The organism is Parviterribacter multiflagellatus (genome assembly GCF_056863265.1).
In genome coordinates, this window is record NZ_JBXPIZ010000004.1 from 383,358 (window position 1) to 400,202 (window position 16,845).

At 74.5% G+C, this 16,845-nt stretch carries 16 protein-coding genes and 1 riboswitch; of the genes, 7 read left to right on the plus strand and 9 right to left on the minus strand.

Annotated elements, in window-relative coordinates; genetic code table 11:
- The 5 genes from prfA to glyA all read left to right on the plus strand — a co-directional run bounded on the left by prfA (position 1) and on the right by glyA (position 4,339).
- A complete protein-coding gene (prfA, locus tag AC1UE5_RS11220; RefSeq protein ID WP_482923183.1) occupies positions 1 to 1,062 on the plus strand; it encodes a peptide chain release factor 1 in 1,062 nt (353 codons plus the stop codon).
- A 7-nt stretch (positions 1,063 to 1,069) separates the two neighbouring features.
- Positions 1,070 to 1,894, plus strand: coding sequence for a peptide chain release factor N(5)-glutamine methyltransferase (gene prmC / locus AC1UE5_RS11225; protein ID WP_482923185.1), 825 nt, complete (start codon positions 1,070 to 1,072; stop codon positions 1,892 to 1,894).
- The gene (locus AC1UE5_RS11230; protein ID WP_482923187.1) at positions 1,891 to 2,520 is read left to right on the plus strand and encodes an L-threonylcarbamoyladenylate synthase; all 630 of its coding nucleotides are present in this window, start codon (positions 1,891 to 1,893) and stop codon (positions 2,518 to 2,520) included. The genes prmC and AC1UE5_RS11230 overlap by 4 nt, the downstream gene beginning before the upstream one ends.
- 41 nt (positions 2,521 to 2,561) lie before the next feature.
- Positions 2,562 to 2,900 carry an STAS domain-containing protein gene (locus AC1UE5_RS11235; protein ID WP_482923189.1) on the plus strand — a complete coding sequence of 113 codons (339 nt, stop codon included), beginning with the start codon at positions 2,562 to 2,564 and terminating at the stop codon, positions 2,898 to 2,900.
- 39 nt (positions 2,901 to 2,939) lie between these two features.
- A riboswitch (ZMP/ZTP riboswitch) is annotated at positions 2,940 to 3,024 on the plus strand.
- A gap of 22 nt (positions 3,025 to 3,046) precedes the next feature.
- Positions 3,047 to 4,339 (plus strand): serine hydroxymethyltransferase, encoded by a 1,293-nt coding sequence (gene glyA, locus AC1UE5_RS11240; RefSeq protein ID WP_482923191.1) that lies wholly within the window; start codon positions 3,047 to 3,049, stop codon positions 4,337 to 4,339.
- 3 nt (positions 4,340 to 4,342) lie between these two features.
- Here the strand turns inward: glyA and AC1UE5_RS11245 are convergent, their stop codons facing one another.
- Entirely contained in the window at positions 4,343 to 5,800 is a 1,458-nt protein-coding gene (locus AC1UE5_RS11245) for a calcium-binding protein (RefSeq protein ID WP_482923193.1), read from the minus strand.
- Between the two features lie 116 nt (positions 5,801 to 5,916).
- On the opposite strand from AC1UE5_RS11245, the gene AC1UE5_RS11250 reads away from it, so the two are divergent.
- Positions 5,917 to 6,741, plus strand: a complete 825-nt coding sequence (locus AC1UE5_RS11250; protein ID WP_482923195.1) for a DUF6597 domain-containing transcriptional factor — start codon at positions 5,917 to 5,919, stop codon at positions 6,739 to 6,741.
- Here the strand turns inward: AC1UE5_RS11250 and AC1UE5_RS11255 are convergent.
- Genes AC1UE5_RS11255 through AC1UE5_RS11275 form a run of 5 tightly spaced genes read right to left on the minus strand, consistent with a single transcriptional unit; the run spans position 6,738 to position 13,364 of the window.
- Positions 6,738 to 7,826, minus strand: a complete 1,089-nt coding sequence (locus tag AC1UE5_RS11255; RefSeq protein WP_482923197.1) for a glycosyltransferase — start codon at positions 7,824 to 7,826, stop codon at positions 6,738 to 6,740. The genes AC1UE5_RS11250 and AC1UE5_RS11255 overlap by 4 nt on opposite strands.
- Positions 7,823 to 9,823, minus strand: coding sequence for a polysaccharide biosynthesis protein (locus AC1UE5_RS11260; RefSeq protein ID WP_482923199.1), 2,001 nt, complete (start codon positions 9,821 to 9,823; stop codon positions 7,823 to 7,825). The genes AC1UE5_RS11255 and AC1UE5_RS11260 overlap by 4 nt, the downstream gene beginning before the upstream one ends.
- Positions 9,771 to 10,661: an NAD-dependent epimerase/dehydratase family protein gene (locus AC1UE5_RS11265; RefSeq protein ID WP_482923201.1), complete on the minus strand. Its 891-nt coding sequence runs from the start codon at positions 10,659 to 10,661 to the stop codon at positions 9,771 to 9,773. The genes AC1UE5_RS11260 and AC1UE5_RS11265 overlap by 53 nt, the downstream gene beginning before the upstream one ends.
- The gene (locus AC1UE5_RS11270; RefSeq protein ID WP_482923203.1) at positions 10,658 to 11,521 is read right to left on the minus strand and encodes an NAD-dependent epimerase/dehydratase family protein; all 864 of its coding nucleotides are present in this window, start codon (positions 11,519 to 11,521) and stop codon (positions 10,658 to 10,660) included. Before AC1UE5_RS11270 ends, AC1UE5_RS11265 begins: the two co-directional genes overlap by 4 nt.
- A gap of 22 nt (positions 11,522 to 11,543) precedes the next feature.
- Positions 11,544 to 13,364 carry an NHL repeat-containing protein gene (locus tag AC1UE5_RS11275; RefSeq protein WP_482923205.1) on the minus strand — a complete coding sequence of 607 codons (1,821 nt, stop codon included), beginning with the start codon at positions 13,362 to 13,364 and terminating at the stop codon, positions 11,544 to 11,546.
- 175 nt (positions 13,365 to 13,539) lie between these two features.
- Here AC1UE5_RS11275 and AC1UE5_RS11280 point away from each other — a divergent pair, with 175 nt between their 5' ends.
- Positions 13,540 to 14,736 (plus strand): glycosyltransferase family 4 protein, encoded by a 1,197-nt coding sequence (locus tag AC1UE5_RS11280; RefSeq protein WP_482923207.1) that lies wholly within the window; start codon positions 13,540 to 13,542, stop codon positions 14,734 to 14,736.
- Here the strand turns inward: AC1UE5_RS11280 and AC1UE5_RS11285 are convergent.
- From AC1UE5_RS11285 to AC1UE5_RS11295, 3 genes are read right to left on the minus strand one after another with little or no spacing between them, the layout of a single operon-like run.
- Complete coding sequence (locus tag AC1UE5_RS11285; RefSeq protein ID WP_482923209.1) at positions 14,733 to 15,212, minus strand: hypothetical protein; 480 nt, start codon at positions 15,210 to 15,212, stop codon at positions 14,733 to 14,735. The two genes, AC1UE5_RS11280 and AC1UE5_RS11285, sit on opposite strands and share 4 nt — an antisense overlap.
- Positions 15,209 to 16,228, minus strand: coding sequence for a DUF354 domain-containing protein (locus tag AC1UE5_RS11290; protein WP_482923211.1), 1,020 nt, complete (start codon positions 16,226 to 16,228; stop codon positions 15,209 to 15,211). The genes AC1UE5_RS11285 and AC1UE5_RS11290 overlap by 4 nt, the downstream gene beginning before the upstream one ends.
- Positions 16,225 to 16,824, minus strand: coding sequence for a TetR/AcrR family transcriptional regulator (locus AC1UE5_RS11295; RefSeq protein ID WP_482923213.1), 600 nt, complete (start codon positions 16,822 to 16,824; stop codon positions 16,225 to 16,227). Before AC1UE5_RS11295 ends, AC1UE5_RS11290 begins: the two co-directional genes overlap by 4 nt.
- Positions 16,825 to 16,845 lie beyond the last annotated feature (21 nt).

A 16,845-nucleotide genomic window follows, 5' to 3' on the forward strand; every position in this document is an offset into this window, starting at 1 on the left:
ATGATCGAGCAGCTCGTTCAGCAGATCGAGGTGCGCTTCGCCGAGGCCGAGCGCGAGATGAGCGATCCCGAGGTGATCGCGGACCGCGAGCGCTACGCCGCGGTCGGTCGCACGTACCGCCAGCTGGAGCCCGCCGCGAAGCTCGCGGCCGAGTGGCGCCGGGCGGTCAGCGACGTCGAGGGCGCGCAGGAGATGCTTGCCGAGATGGAGGACCCCGAGCTGCGCGAGGAGCTCGGCGCGGCGCGCGAGCGGGTGACCGAGCTCGAGGACGAGATCCGCCTCGCGATGGTCGAGCGCGACCCCAACGACGACAAGAACGTCATCGTCGAGATCCAGGGCGGCGCGGGCGGCGAGGAGGCCGGGCTGTGGGCCGGCGACCTCTTCCGGATGCTCTCCAAGTACGCCGAGCGCCGCGGCTTCACCGCCGAGGCGATGGAGGTCGGCGACGGCAAGTACACGCTGGAGATCCGCGGCGACGGCGCGTTCAGCGTCTTCAAGTACGAGGGCGGCACGCACCGCGTCCAGCGCGTCCCGGCGACCGAGTCCCAGGGCCGCATCCACACGTCCACCGCGACGGTGGCCGTGCTGCCCGAGGCGGAGGAGGTCGACGTCCACATCGACCCGAACGACCTCCAGATCGACGTCTACCGCTCGTCCGGCCCCGGCGGCCAGTCGGTCAACACGACCGACTCGGCGGTGCGCATCACGCACAAGCCGTCGGGCGTCGTCGTGTCGATGCAGGACGAGAAGTCGCAGCTGCAGAACCGCGAGCGCGCGATGAAGGTGCTGCGCGCGCGGCTGTACGAGGCGGCGCTGGCCGAGCAGCAGGCCGCGGTGTCGGCGGACCGGCGCTCGCAGGTCGGCTCCGGCGAGCGCGCCGAGAAGATCCGCACGTACAACTACGGCGAGCGGCGGGTGACCGACCACCGCATCAAGCTCACGCAGCACAACCTCGAGCAGGTGCTCGAGGGGGAGCTGGAGGGCTTCACCAACGCGCTCCAGAACGACGAGAAGCGCCGCAAGCTCGAGCAGCAGGCCGGCGCCGACGCGGCGACCGCCTGAGGCACACGTGACGCCGTTCTCCGGCACGCCCGTGCGCGAGGCGCTGGACTCGGCGCTCGTGGCGCTGAACGCCGCGCAGGTCGACACGCCGCGGCTCGACGCGGAGGTGCTGCTCGCGCACGCGATGGGCGTCTCGCGGACGAAGCTCTACACCGAGCCGGACGCCGAGGTGGCGGGCCCGGCGGCGTCGGCCTTCCGCGACCTCGTGCGGCGGCGGACCGTCGGGCGCGAGCCCGTCGCGTACCTGGTGGGCACGAAGGGCTTCCGGCGCATCGAGCTGGAGGTCGACCCGCGCGTGCTCGTGCCGCGGCCCGAGACGGAGCTGCTGGTGGAGGCGGGGCTGGAGCTGCCGCAGGGCTCGACGGTCGTGGACGTGGGGACGGGCAGCGGGGCGATCGCGCTGGCGCTGAAGGAGGAGCGGCCGTCGCTCCAGGTGACCGGCACGGACGTGAGCGCGGATGCGCTGGAGGTCGCGCGCGCGAACGCGGCGCGGCTCGGTCTGGACGTCGCGTTCGTTCAGGATGACCTGTTCACGGGCAGCTACGACGCCGTGATCTCCAACCCGCCCTACGTCGCGCGCGGCGAGCGGCTCCCCGCCGAGGTGCGCCACGAGCCGTCCGGCGCCCTGTTCGGGGGTGACGACGGGCTCGACGTCGTGCGGCGGCTGGTGGCGCGGTGCGGCGAGGCGAGCGGCGTGCGGTTCGTGGCGCTGGAGATCGGCGAGGGGCAGGCGCAGGAGGTCGCGGCGCTGATGGCGGGCGCGGCGTTCGGCGACGTGGAGATCCGGCGCGACCTCGCGCGGATCGAGCGGGTGGTGATCGGGCGGCGATGACGGTCTCGGTGTCGGTCGAGGACGCGGCGACGTTCGCGCGGTGCATCGCGGTGGGCGGCGTGGCGGTCTTCCCCGCGGACACGGTCTACGGGCTGGCCTGCGAGCCGGACCTCGACGACGCGGTCGCGCGGCTGTACGAGCTGAAGGGACGGCGGCCGGAGAAGCCGTCGGCGGTGATGTTCTTCCGCGTCGAGCTGGCGCTGGCCGCGCTGCCGGAGCTGGGGGACCGCACGCGTGCGGCGGTCGAGGCGCTCGTGCCCGGCGGCGTGACGCTGCTCCTGCCCAACCCGGCGCACCGCTTCCCGCTCGCGGCGGGGCCCGATCCGGACACGATCGGCCTGCGCGTGCCGGCGCTCCCGCCGTCGTGCGCGGCGCTGGAGTCGGTGCGCTGGCCAGTGCTGCAGTCGAGCGCCAACCACGCCGGCGGCGCCGACGCGCGGCGCCTGGAGGACGTGCCGGAGGACATCCGGCGCGAGGCGGACATGGTGCTCGACGGCGGCGAGCTGCCCGGCACGCCGTCGACCGTGGTGGATCTGCGGCAGTTCGAGACGACGCGCGACTGGCAGGTCCTGCGCGAGGGCGCGCTGGCGCGCGACGAGCTGCGCGCGCGGCTCTCCGGCTTGTAGCTGTTGGAACTTGACTGCGGCGAAGGAGTAGGGTCGCCCGCATGGCTCCGCTCGAGGTCACCGAGCACGAGCCCCGGCCTGGCACGATCCGCGTCACCCTGTCCGGGGAGCTCGATCTCGCCACCGCGTACGCGTTCGACCGCCGGATGCTGTCGATCGAGCTGCAGCGCCCCGAGCTCATCCTCGTCGACCTCCGCGGCCTGACGATGCTCGACTCCACCGGCCTCGCGCGCATCGTCTCCGCCCAGCGCCGCGCCCGCCGCGGCGGCTGGAAGCTCGTGCTCGTCCGCGGCGGCCGGGTCGTGCAGCGCGTCCTCCAGACCACCCGCCTCGAGGAGCTCCTCGAGGTCACCTCCGACCCCGACCGCTACCTCACCTGATCCGGCCCGCCCGGCCGGCCGGACGCGGTAGCCTTGGGGGTGCTCCGCCGCGACTGGCGCCACGGGTGGAACCGACCACCGGGAAGCGGCAGGGGCAAGCTCGCCGCGCGCCTGGGCACCCCGCCGCACACCTTCGGAGGATCGCCGTGACCGACCTGCCCCAGGACTTCTTCAACCGCCCCGTCGCCGACGTGGACCCCGAGATCGCCGAGGTGCTCGACCTCGAGCTCGGCCGTCAGCAGCGGACGCTCGAGATGATCGCGTCCGAGAACTTCGTGCCGCAGGCCGTGCTGGACGCGCAGGGCTCGGTGCTCACGAACAAGTACGCCGAGGGCTACCCGGGCCGCCGGTACTACGGCGGCTGCGAGCACGTGGACGTCGCCGAGATGCTGGCGATCACCCGCGCGAAGGAGCTGTTCGGCGCCGACCACGCGAACGTGCAGCCGCACGCCGGCGCGCAGGCGAACGCGGCGGTCTACCACGCGCTGCTGCAGCCGGGCGACACGATCATGGGCCTCGCGCTCCCGCACGGTGGTCACCTCAGCCACGGCATGAAGATCAACGTGTCGGGGCGCCTCTACGACATCGCGCCGTACCACGTGCGCGAGTCCGACTCGCTCATCGACATGGACGAGGTCGAGCGGATCGCGAAGGAGCGCCGGCCGAAGCTCCTGCTCGCCGGCTGGTCTGCGTACCCGCGCATCCTCGACTTCGAGCGCTTCCGCGCGATCGCCGACGAGGTCGGCGCGCTCCTCATGGTCGACATGGCGCACTTCGCCGGCCTGGTCGCCGCGGGCATCCACCCGAACCCGGTGCCGTACGCCGACGTTGTCACCACGACGATCCACAAGACGCTCGGCGGCGCGCGCGGCGGCATGATCCTGTGCCGCGAGGAGCACCAGAAGAAGATCGACTCGGCCGTCTTCCCGGGCCAGCAGGGCGGCCCGCTGATGCACGTCATCGCCGGCAAGGCGATCGCGCTCAAGATCGCCGCGACCGAGGCGTTCCGCGAGCGGCAGGAGCGCACCGTCGCGGGCGCGCAGGCCGTCGCTGAGAAGCTCGTCGGCGCCGGCAACGGCGTCAACGTCCTCACCGGCGGGACCGACGTGCACCTCGTGCTCGTCGACCTGCGCGAGTCCCCGATCGACGGCCAGCAGTCCGAGGACCGGCTGCACGAGATCGGCATCACCGTCAACCGCAACGCGGTGCCGTTCGACCCGCGTCCGCCGGCGGTCTCGTCGGGCCTGCGCGTCGGCGCCTCGGCGCTGGCAACCCGCGGCGTCCAGGCCGACGACTTCGCCGAGATCGGCGAGATCATCGCGGCCGCGCTGCAGGACGACTTCGAGGCCCGCAAGGGGGAGCTCGGCGACCGCGTCGCCGCGATCGCCGAGCGCTACCCCCTGTACGAGCACCTGGGCAAGGCCGCCGCGACGGCCTAGCCGCTACTTCGTGAGGGTCACCGTCGTCCGGCGCTTGCCCGCGACGACGGTGAGCTTCACCGTGTGCTTCTTCGCCAGCCGCTTCTTCGCGGCCTTGGTGAAGCGGATCGTCACCTTGCCGCCGCGCTTCGCGCGGCCGCTGCCGACGGTCCTGCGGCCCTCCAGCGCGCGCACCATCGTGCCGCGCTTGACGCCCGTGAGGGTGAGCTTGAGGCCGCTGCGCAGCGCCGGGGCGAGCTTGAGCTGCTTGCCGTTCGCCCCGTCCTTCTTCGTCGTGCCCTTCTTCGGGTCCGTCGCGACGGGCTTGGGGCCGGCGGCGGCCGCGCGGTCGACCTGCTCGCAGTCGGGCGCGATGGTGTCCGCGGCGTCCGCGATCACCTTGTCGGTGCCGGTGCCGCACGTGACCGAGTCCGCCTCGCCGTCGCGGACGTTGACGGTGTCGTTGCCGAACGGGTGCTTGCACCACAGGTAGCTGCACTCGCTGGTGGCCTGGTCGGCGGTGATCGTGTCGCGGCCGGGCCCACCGGTGATGTTGTCGTCGCCGAAGCCGCCGTCGAGGCGGTCGTTGCCGGCGCCGCCGTCGACGGTGTCCTCGCCGTCGCCGCCGCGCAGCTCGTCGTCGCCGCCGTTGCCGATCAGCGCGCCGGGCTCGCCGACCTGGTGGAGCTTCATGAACTCCGGCGCGTCGGTGCCGACGATGCGGCCGCCCGGCGCGGTGAGCGTGAGGCGCTCGACGCCCTGGATGTCGTCGTTCTCGCCCGGCCGGCCGTCGTCCGCGCCTCCGCCGAGGGTGAACGCGCTCTGCGGGTCGCTGTCGGTGAAGCGGGAGCTGTAGTCGGCGTCGATCGTGTCGATGCCCGCGCCGCCGTCGACGACGTCGGTCGACTGCTGCTCGTAGCCGTCGGGCGCGAGGTTGTCGTTGCCGTTGCCGCCGCTCAGCCGGTCGGCGCCCTCGCCGCCCTCCAGCGTGTCGTCGCCGTCGCCGCCGTCGAGGACGTCGGCGTTGGTCCAGCCGCGCAGCTTGTCGTTGCCCGGGCCCCCGATCAGGGTCTCCTTGGCGCCGAAGCCGCCGAGGTCGTCGGCGCCGTCGCCGCCCTCCACGACGATCGTCGCGTCGGCCCAGAAGTCGGAGCTGGTGGCGAACGAGTCGTCGAGGTCGCCGAGGACGTACTTGATCGCGCCGGCCGGCCGCGGGCACTCGACGAAGTTGCCGTTGTCGCGGTAGTCGTCGCACTGGGCGGGGAACGCGGTGAGCGTGTTCCCGTAGCCGGGGCCGATCGCGGCCTTCGTGCTGTCGAAGCTGCCGCGGTAGAGGTTGACGTCGTTGTCCTCGCCGTTCGCGGCGCGGAAGACGAGGTCGTCGCCCTCGTACGCGAGGGTCGCGGCGCCGGCCGTGGAGGCGGCGCCGCCGAGGGCCGCGGTCGCGGCCAAGGCAGTCAGCAGGAGGCGGGTCGATGGCATGCCCGGGACCTTCGCCGCCGGGGACCCCGGCACGCGTCGGGGGGATGACGGGTACGCACCCCCGATGACGGCCGGGGCCGCCGCCTCCGGACCCCGGCGAGGTAGCGTGGGGGCGGATGGAGACCACCAGCCGCCGCGGCATCGTCAACCCGCGCGAGGGGTTCCGCCACTTCCGGCTCACGCGCGAGGAGCCGCACCCGGACCTCGCGCCCTGGGTCGAGCGGCACTGGATGGTCGAGTGGGATCTGCGCGGGCGGCCGCCGTTCACCCAGCAGGTCATCCCTCACCCCTCGGTGAACGTCGCGTCGGAGCCGGGCGGCACGTGGGTGCACGGCATCGGCACGGCGCGGTTCGCGCGCGAGCTGACCGGGCGCGGCGCGGCGTTCGGGACGAAGTTCCGTCCCGGGGCGTTCGCGCCCTTCCACGGCGCGCCGGCGTGGGAGCTGACCGACGCGGTGCTGCCGGTCGGCGCGGTCTTCGGGGCTGACGGCGATGCGCTGGCGGAGCGCATCGCGGCGCGCGGCGCCGGCTTCGACGCGCACGTGGAGGAGGTCGAGGCGTTCCTGCTCGCGCGGCGGCCGGCGCCGGACTCGAACGTCGCGACGATCCACCGGATGATCGTCGCGATGCTGGAGGAGCCCGCGAACCTGCGCGCCGCTGACGTCGCCGAGCGGTACGGGATGTCGCAGCGCACGCTGCAGCGGCTCTTCCGCCGGTACGTCGGCGTGGGGCCGAAGTGGGTCCTGCAGCGCTACCGCATCCACCAGGCGGCGGAGCTGCTCGCGGACGGCGAGCACGACGACTGGGCGGCGATGGCGCTGGATCTCGGCTACTTCGACCAGGCGCACTTCGTCAACGACTTCCGCGCGGTGGTCGGGATGCCGCCGGCGCAGTACGTCGCCGTGTGCGCGGCGGCGCGCGAGGAGCTGGCGGCGGCCTAGCGGCGGCGGCTCGCGGCAGCCGCGCGCAGCACGGCCTCCATCCGCTCGACCTGGCGGGAGAGCGCGTGCGGCTCGGCCGCGGCGCGCGCGGCGGGGTTCGGGGTGCCGAGCGCGGCCGCGCGCTCCAGCCCGGCGCGGATGCTGTCGACGTCGAGCGGGTCGACGAGCGCACCCGCCTCGGGCGTGACGAACTCGGGTGGCCCGCCGACCGTCGTCGCGACGACCGACCGCTGCGACGCCATCGCCTCCAGGACGACCTGGCCGAGCGGCTCCTCCAGCGACGGCAGGACGAGCGCGTCCGCGGCGGCCATGTAGCGGGGGATCTCGGCGTGGGGGACCCGGCCGCGCAGGACGATGCCCTCACGGCCCTCCAGCTCGCCGCGCAGCTCGCCGTCACCGACGCAGACGAGCGTCCCGCGCCCGAAGGCGGCGAACGCGTCGCGCAGCCGCACGACGTTCTTGCGCTCGATCAGCGAGCCCGCGAAGAGGAACACCGGGCCGGGCGCATCGGCGAGGCCGAGCTCCGCGCGTGCGGCGGCCGGGTCGGCGGGCGCGAACGCGTCGAGGTCCACGCCGCAGTCGATCACGATGCTGCGGCGCGCCTTGAGCGGCAGCGTGTCGCGCAGGAAGGCGGAGTTGAAGATCGTCGTGTGCGCGCGCCGCAGGACGAACGCGGTCGCGCGCTGGACGAGCGAGCCGTGGAGCGCGTTGCGCACGTCCTGCCCGTGCGCCATCACGACCAGCGGCGGCCAGCGGCCGACCGTTACGAGCGCGGCGGCCAGCCCGGCGGGCACGAGGAAGTGGGCGAACACGACGTCGGGGCGGCGCGTCCGGGCCAGACGGAGCGTGTCGAGCAGGAGCTTGGCGTCGCCCGCGCGCCCCGCGCCGCGCCGGTCGACCACCGCGCGGTCGACGGTGTGGCCGCGCCGCTCCAGCTCCTCCACGACCTGCCGGACGAACACGCCGAGGTCGGGGTCGTCCGGACCCGGCCAGAACTGCGAGACGAGCAGGATCCGCAGCGGGCCGGTGCCGGGGACCTCGCCGCCCGGGGCGTCCGGCGTGGGGAACGGGCCCGCGGTGGTCACGGCCGCTGGGCGGCGCCCGGCGCGGGCGCCATCGCCTCCAGCCACAGCGCGCGCCGCGCGTCCACGTCGCCGGCCGCCTCGACCTCGTCGACCAGCGCCGCGGCCAGCGCGAGGTCGGCCACGCCGTCGATCGTCGCCACGCCCTGGCGCAGCTCGCCGCCCAGCTCCTCACCCGGTCCCACGAGCACCTCGCTCATGGTCTCCCCGGGCCGGACTCCGGCGATGTGCATGTCCGGCTCGCCGCCGACCGCCGCGCGCCAGATGCGCTGCGCCAGCTCCCCGATCGGCATCTCGATCGGGTCGTGCGCCGTCACGAGCCGTGCGCCCTCCTGCGCCGCCAGCGCGCCCTGCGCGACGAGCGACGCGGCGTGCGCCATCGTGATCCAGAAGCGCTCCATCGACGGGTCGGTGAGCGTGAGCGGGACGCCGGCGCGCGACTGGCGCAGCCACAGCTCGGTCGCGCTGCCCGCGCTCCCCAGGACGTTCACCAGCCGCACTGCGGCGCGGCCGCCCCCGGCGCGCTCGGCCGCGTGGGCGGTGAGCGCCTCCATCATCTGCTTCGTGCGGCCGTAGAGGTTCGCGGCGCGCGCGGCCTTGTCGGTGGACGCGACGACGACGCTCGACGCGCCCGCGGCCTCGGCGGCGCGCAGGACGTTCCACGAGCCGTCGAGGTTCGTCGCCGCGAACTCGGCCGGGTAGCGCTCGGCCCAGTCGACGTGCTTGTAGGCAGCGAGGTGGAAGACGAGGTCGGGCCGCGCGCGCGACGTCTCGGCGTCGAGCCGCACGCGATCGCGGATGTCGCACAGCACGTGCTCGAACCCCGCCAGGCGCAGCGCGCCCTTCTGGTGGCGGTCGGCGGTGAGCGCCGCCTCGTGCGTGTCGAGCACCGTGATCAGCTCGGGGCGGAACGCGGCGAGCAGGTTGGTGAGGGAGCGGCCGATCGAGCCCGCGCCGCCGGTGACCAGCACGCGCGCGCCGGCGAGCCGGTCGGCGAGCCCGAGCACGTCCGGCACCGGGTCGCGGCGGCCGATGACCTCCTGCCAGTCGAGCGTGTCCGGCGGCAGGCGCCGCGGCGGCGGGCGCCAGCGCTCGGCAGGGCGGGCGAACGCGCGCTCCAGGTGGCGGTAGCCGTCCTTGATGTGCGGCGAGAAGCGGTGGTCGGGCTCGTTGATCTCGGCGACGACGTACGGGACGAGCTCGCCGATGCGCGCGGCGATCGGGTCGAGGTCGAGCTCCCCCTCGGGCGCGTCGTAGTCGAGCCCCTCGCCGAGGATGCCGCGCGCGTTGGAGACGTGCGCGACCTGCGTGTGCGGCCCGAGCTCCTCCACGTAGCGCTCCAGCTCCAGCCCCTCGTCGCCGGCCAGGCCGAAGAGCGTCGGGTAGGCGGCCGCGAACGCGCGGAAGAGCGCGGCGTGCGAGGTGTCGAGCGTGAAGCCCAGCGCCGGCACCCGCGCGCGCCAGTCGAGCATGTCCTGCCAGTGGCCGCCGACCGGCGTGTAGAACGCGCCGCCGGTCCGCATCCGCAGCACGGGCGGGACGTTCTCGATCAGCGGAGCGACGCCGTGCGCGGCGCACGTGTCGGCGAAGAACGTGAGGAACTCGGTCACCGCCGCCTCGTCCACGCGCGCGCCCGCGCGGAACTGCTCGGGCGTGAGGGGGATGTAGAGGTGGATCGTCAGCACCGGCGAGCCGATCGCGGCGGCGAACCGCGCGCTGCGCTGGATGCCCGTGCGGGCCTCAGCGTCGAGGCGGTCGACGCGCACGTGGTTGCCGCTCGGCCACGAGACCGGGGACTCGGCGAGCAGCGTCAGCTCGCGCGCGCCGACGCCGGTGCGGACGACCTCGATCGCGCGCTCGACGGCCTCGTCGGACGCGACGTGCGGCGGCAGGAGCGCCAGCTCCATCCCCCGCCAGTCGCCGCCCTGGAGGCGGTCGGCGATCTGGTCAGGCTCCGGCGCGGCCTTGAGCAGCGGGATGGGAGCGGAGCCAGTGGACATACGCGGCGACCGCTTCGGGGAGCGGGCGGACCGGTGATGCTAGCCGTGGGACGCCCGGATCCAGGGCGTAGCTGTCGTTCTCGCCGGACGGCAGGTCGCCTCCCGGCCGGTCGATCGGGGTGCCGGAGCCGACTGCGGCGACGGTCAGCTCGGCCGCTTCGAGCAGCGGCGTGGCGACGCCGGAGCCCGCGTAGAGCAGCTCCGGCCACGCGTCGAGCGGCTCGGCGGCGAGCTGCTCGATGCCCGCGACGAGGTCGTCGACGTAGAGGAAGTCGCGGGTGCGGTGAGGGTCGCCGGGGATCGCGATCGGGCGCCCGTCGAGCGCGCGGGCGGCGAACGCGGCGATCGCGCCCGTCGCGCCCTCCCAGGCCACCTGGCCGGGGCCGAAGACGGACGTCATGCGCAGGGAGGTCGCGGGCGCCTCGTGCGCGGCGCACGCCGTCTCGCCGAGGAGCTTGGAGATCGCGTACGGGTCGGGTGCGGACGCCGCGCGCGCGGACGAGGGGTAGACGAGCCCCGCGCCGTGCTGCGCGCACGCCTCCAGCAGGTTGAGCGTCGTGCCGGCGTTCTCGCGCACCGCGCGCGCGGGGTCCTCGCGGGCGCGGCGCGGGTCGGGCACGCCGGCGAAGTGCAGGACGGCGTCGCGGCCGGCCACCAGGTCGCGGGCCTCGGGTGCGCCGGCGTCGGCCTCGACGAGGCCGGGGAGATCGCGGGAGGCGGCACGCTGCGCGTGCCCCGGGCGGGCGAGCGGGAGGACGTCGTGGCCGCGCTCGCGCAGGAGGGTCGTCGCGCGCCAGCCGAGGTAGCCGGTCGCGCCGGTGACGAGGAAGCGCGTCACTGCGCGAGGTACCCCGCGACCGAGTGGTCGTACGTGTAGGGCGAGACGACCGTCCACGCGGCGCCGCCGACCGGCGCACGGCCCTCGGCCAGCGCGGCGACGTCGCCGACGGTGATCGTCTCCGCCGCGACGTTGGCGATCTCGTCGTGCGCCTCCAGAGCGATGCGCGCGACGTCGGCCACGTGCACCGCGCCGATCGTGGCGCGGCCGCCGGCGTCGATCGTGAGCGGCTCGCCCGCGGCCGCCAGCCGGCGGAACTTGTCGATCACGGTCTGCGACTCGGGGCGCTCGTGCTCGACCGGGCTCGGGCCGTAGACGATGCCGAGGCGCAGCAGCGCGAGGGGGAACCCGTGGCGGTCGGCCTCCATCCGCAGCAGCAGCTCGGCGTACACCTTGGAGAGGTGCGCGAGGTCGCCCTGTGGCCCGTACGGGCGGTCCGTGTCGACGGTGCCGACCAGGCCGGTGCCGTACACGTGCAGCGAGCTGCCGTAGACGAGCGGCGGGTTGCCGTGCTCGGCGGTCGCCGCCGCGACGTGCCGAGGGCCGACGAGGTTCGTCTGCTCGGTGTAGTCCGGGTCGGCGAACGAGAGCGGCCGGCTCGCCTGGGCGGCGAGGAAGATGACGCGCCCGACGGTGCCGTCCGGGCCAGCCGCAGCCGCGAACGCCGCATCGACGTCCGCGCGCGAGCGGATGTCGCAGTCGACCACCCGCGCGCCCCGCGGCTCGAGCGGGGAGACCTGCGTGCGCTCGGTCGTCGACCAGTTGTCGGCGAGGACGACGTCGGCGCCGGCGTCGAGCGCCCGCTCGGCGACCTTCGCGCCGATGTACCCGGCGCCGAGGATGAGGAGGCTGCCCGCCATGTGCGCGGGCAGCCTAGCCCGCTCAGCCCTGGACCACCGTGATGACGCTGCCGCCCTTGACGGCGCGGCCGTTCTTGCCGACGCGGCAGGTGCGGTAGGCGCGCGTCTCGCGGACGGTCCTGCCCTTCGCGTCCTTCGCGACGACGTGCACCTCGAACGTGTCCTGCTTGAGCTTGCGCAGGTCGACGGTCGCGGTCAGCCGGCCGTTCTTGCTCGTGACCTTCACGCTCTTGCCGGCGACCTTCACCGTCGCCGAGCGCAGCGCCTTCGGCCGCAGCCGGATCGTGAAGTTGCGGCGGCTCACGCAGGAGCGCAGCGTCTTCTGCTGGCTCTGCGCGGTCACGGTCACCGCGGTGCCCGTCGAGCTCGACGCCCGCTGCTGGTCGCCGCCGCCGGGCGTCTCGGAGCCGGTGCCCGACCCGCCCGCGCCGGGGCCGCCGGTGCCGGGGTCGCCGGTGCCCGGGTCGCCCGTGCCGGGGCCGCCGGTGCCCGGGCCGCCCGTGCCGGGGCCGCCGGTGCCCGGGCCGCCCGTGCCGGGGCCGCCGGTGCCCGGGCCGCCGGTGCCGGGGCCGCCGGTGCCGGGGCCGCCGGTGCCCGGACCCGTCTTCGGGCCCAGCTTCGCGAAGAGGCCGGTGAAGGTCCCGGCGGGCGCGCCGTCGAGCGAGCGCTCGGCCGCGCGCCAGCCCGCGAAGGCGAAGATCACGCCGCCGTCGACCGGCGTCGGCGCCGAGCTCTCGAACGACGTCCGCGCGCGGTCGACGATCACGATGCCGTCGCCGTCCGCGGCGCCGGTCGCGCTCTCGTCGAACGTCGCGTCCGGCGTGCCGTCCTCCGTGATCCGCAGCAGCGCGCGTCCGTTGCCCGTGTGCGCCTCGCCGGCCAGGCCGCTCGCGAGGATCTTGCCGTCGTCCTGCACCGCGACGAAGCCCCAATCCGCCCCGGCCGCAGGGCCGAGGTCGGCGTCCTCGACCTTGACCTCGCCGTCGCCGCCGAACGTGTCGTCGAGCGCACCGGTGGTCGCGTCGAAGCGGTAGAAGCGCCAGGGCGCGCCCGACCAGCTGTCGTCGGGCTGCACGACCGGCCGGTCCTTCCCGTCGATCGTCACGACGACGTTCCAGCTGCCGGCCGGGACGCCAGGCGTGACGAAGGCGCCGTCGCGGGCGCCGTCGGCGGCGACGCGGATGACCTGGTGGGTGCCGCGCTCGGGCATCGCCACGAGCACGAACCGGCCCTCGCTGTCGACCGTGCCGGTGCTGGCGAGGAAGTCCTCGACGGTGACCGAGGACGGCTTGCCCGCTCCGTAGGTCGTGATGACGGTCGCGTCGGTCTCCCAGTCGACGGAGAACGTGTGGAGCGTCCCGTCATCCTCCAGGACGCCGTCCTGGAGGTCGGCCCCGTCGAGGTCGAGCGCCGTGTCGCTGAGGACGGTGCCGTCGGCCGCGAGACGCAGCAGCCAGCCGCCCCGCCAGCTCCACAGCGCGATCGTCCCGTCGGCGAGCACGCGGACGGCCGAGACGGAGTCGGCGTGGCCCGCGATGGTCACCGCGCCGCCCGTGCCCCACGTCGTGACAGGGTCGCCCTGAGCATCGAGCTTCGTGATGACGAGGTCCCGCCCGCCCGCGTCCCGGCGCTCCGGCATCTCGGCCTCGACCGGGTTGGCGACCACGAAGCCGCCGTCGGCCGTCTGGTCCGCGGCAGGAGCCTGCATGCGGTTCGCGCCGGCGAACTCCTGGAAGGTGAAGCCGTCGGCGTCGAAGGCGGCGGACGCCGGACTGGGGGCCGCGACGGTCGCGGCAAGGATGAACGGGAGCGCAAGCGCGCTCCGAGCTGCTCTCCGGGGCATGGCGGAGCATGGAACTCGCGCCGGAACCGGCGAACAACCGGACATCTGTCCAGCCGCGGCCCAAGATCCTTGAGCCGCGGCCGGGGCGCCCCTGGGATTACCCCTGGACCGTCCTGGGGGCGCTTCGCGGGCGCGCGCGAGGGGGTCGGCCGGGGCCTGCGCGATACTGGGTCGCATGTCCTTCACGGACACCATCGAGGCGCTCGTCGACGAGGGGGCCGTCGCCTGGGGCCTGCTCAGCGCGCTGGCGCTCGTGGTCGTGCTCACGCCGCTGGTCACGCGGCTCGCGATCCGGCTCGGCGCGTTCGACATGCCGGGGCGTGACCGCCCGCGTGTGCACACGCGGCCGATCCCGCGCATCGGCGGGCTGGCGATCGCGGTCGGCATCCTCGTGCCGGCGTTGCTGTTCCTCGACATCGACGGGTCGCTGGAGGGCATCGTCATCGGCATCCCCGTCGTCGCCGCGATCGGCCTGTACGACGACGTCAAGGGGCTGAGCGCGAGCCGCAAGCTCCTGCTCGTCCTGGGCGCCGCGTGCATCCCGGTGGTCGGCTACGACCTGTGGTTCCGGCAGATCGGCGTGCCGTTCGCGTCGTTCGACGTCGAGGCGTGGATGGGCATCCCGCTCACGCTGCTGTGGATCGCGCTCGTCGCCAACCTCGTGAACCTGATCGACGGGATGGACGCGCTCGCCGCGGGCATCGTCGCCATCGCCAGCGCGTCGTTCGCGATCCTCGCGATGTCGTTCGGGCGCGTGGAGGCGGCCGCGCTGGCCGCGATCGTCTGCGGCGCGACGCTCGGGTTCCTGCGCTCCAACTACCACCCGGCGAAGATCTTCATGGGCGACACCGGCTCACTGACGCTCGGCTTCGTGCTCGGCGCGCTGGCGGTGGAGGGCGTGCTGAAGACCCCGGCGACGATCGCGCTCGCCGCGCCGCTGCTGATCATGGCCGTGCCGATCCTCGACACGTCGTTCGTCGTCGCCAAGCGGCTCAAGTACAAGCGCCGCCCGTGGGCGCCCGACCAGAACCACTTCTACCACCGGTTCATGCGCATCGGGCTGTCGCAGCGCAAGACCGCGGCGTACCTGCACGTGTGGGCCGCGGTGCTGGCCTCGTACGCGATGCTGCTGCGCTTCGTCCCGCCCCGCCCGCTCGGCATCTGGGACACCGGCAACGCGGTCGTCTGCGGCGTCGCGGGCTTGTTCGTCCTCGCCGGCTCGGTCTGGATGGTCTACGAGCTGGAGATCCTCAAGGCGCGCCACTTCCAGGTGCTCGGCCTCAAGCGGCTCTCGCCCGCGGAGGAGGAGCCCGAGGAGGCGATGGAGGAGCTCATCCACGCGGGCGACGGCCGCGGGCCGTCGCGCGACTAGCGCGCGAGGAGCGCCTCAAGGCGTGCCGACGCCGCCTCGACGCCGGTGACGGCCTGCTGGACCGCGTCGTCGTCCAGCGCGGCGAAGGCGGTGCGGAGCGTGCGGAGCGCGGCGACGTACGCGCGCGCCGCCTCGCCGACGTCGCCGGCGAGCGGCGCGACGCGGGCGTCCGCCTCGTCGAGCGCCCAGTCCCACGTGCCCTCGCCGTGGGCGAGGAGCGCGGCGACCCGCGGGGACGCGTCCCGAGACGCCTCCGCCGCCGCGCGCGCCTCCCGGAGTGCCGCCGCCGCCCGTGCTGCCGGGGTCGCGTCGGCGTCGGCGTCCGCCGCCTCGCGCCGCAGCAGGGCCTCGACCAGCGCCTTCGCGTCCGGCGCCTCGGTCGCGATCGCCCGTGCGACCTCGACCCGCCGCTTGCGCGCCGCGACGAACGCGGCCTCGATGCCCACGAGCGCTTCGTGGACGGCGTCGGTGCTCATCCGAGGGGAACCGACGGGAGCGCGAGCCGCAGCAGCTCGGCGGGATCGCGGGTCGTCTCCGGCACGCCCGCCGACGCGCGCTTGCGCACGACCACGTCGTCAACGTCGCGCAGCACCTGCAGCCGCCCCTCGGCGATGAGCTGCTCGTCCACGCCGCCCATGCGCCCCTCGAACATCGTCCACACCGGCGTCCCGAGCGCCGCGGCCTCGCGGTTCATCGACCCGCCCGCGCTCACCAGCGCGTCGGCGTAGGCCACGAGCGACCGGGCGTCGACCGCGCGCGGCGGCACGATCACGTTCGCCAGGCCGAGCCCGAGCACGTCCGCCGCCTGCTCCGCGTTGCGCGTCAGGACGACCGTCTGCACCCCGTCGGCGTCGAGCTTGCCGAGCAGCCGCGGCAGCAGCGGCGTCTCGCTCCCGCCCAGGTACAGCGCGTACGACGGCGCGGTGCGCACCACGGCCAGCGGCCGCGACCGGTCGACGCCCAGCCCGTCCACCACGCTCGCGTCGGGCGTGAAGCCGTGCAGGACGTACTCCTCCTTCAGCCCCGGGTACTGGACGAGCTTGGCGCCGCGCGCGCCGTAGCGGGCCAGGCGCTCGCGCGGGATCGCCTCCGGCACCAGCACGCGGTTGGCCAGGCGGCAGTTGAGCGAGTGCTGCGCGACCGCCCACTCGTAGTCGAACATCGTCGTATTGGGCACGCGCAGGAGGCGGCAGGCGACCGGCAGATCGGTCGAGCCGTGCGCCAGCGCCGCGTCGAACGGCCCGTGCGCGCGGCCGAACGCCACCATCCGGCGCGCCCGCGACGCGGCCTTGCGGGCCTTCCCCAGCCGGCCCGCTCCGCCGTGCTCGCCGAACGCCACGAAGGGGTGGCCCCAGTCCTCGAGCAGCTCGACCGTGGCCGACAACGGCCGCACGGTCAGCACGACCTCGTGGCCGGCGGCCTCCAGCAGCTCGACCAGCGGCTTCAGCACGACCACGTGGGCCGTGTTGGTCAGATCGACCCAGACCCTCAAGCTGAAGTAGAGCCGTAGACCGTGCGCGCGAAGATGGTCGTGAGCGCGTCCACGACCTGGTCGGTGTCGACCGGCGTGCCTTGGACGCGGTGCTCGTAGAACGTCCGCTCCACCATCCAGACGAGCGAGAACGCCATCGCGTCGGCCGGGCCTTCGAGGCCGCGCCCCGCCTCCTGCTCGGCGACGATCCGGTCCCGCGTCGCGTCCACGAACCGCCCGACGAGCGAGCGCCAGTACGTCGCGACCTCCTCGTCGTAGGTCGAGACCTCGACGACGACCCGCAGCAGCGCGCCGTGCGCCCCGTAGATGCCGGCGATGCGCTGGAGCGCGTCGCGCATCTCCGTCTCGCCGGTCCACCAGCCGTCGGCCGCGGCCATCAGCTCGTCGTTGACGTCGCTGGTCAGCCGCATCAGCAGCTCCCGCTTGTCGCGGAAGTAGAAGTAGAACGCGGTGCGCGAGATGCCCGCGCGCGTCGCGATCTTCTCGATGTTCAGCTCGGCGAACGAGGCGCCCGAGGAGAGCAGCTCCTCGGTCGCGCGCAGCACGTCGCGCTCGATGGCCGCGCGCTTCTCGCTCTGTCGTCCCAGTGACGCCACCGACCGATCATAGCCTTGACA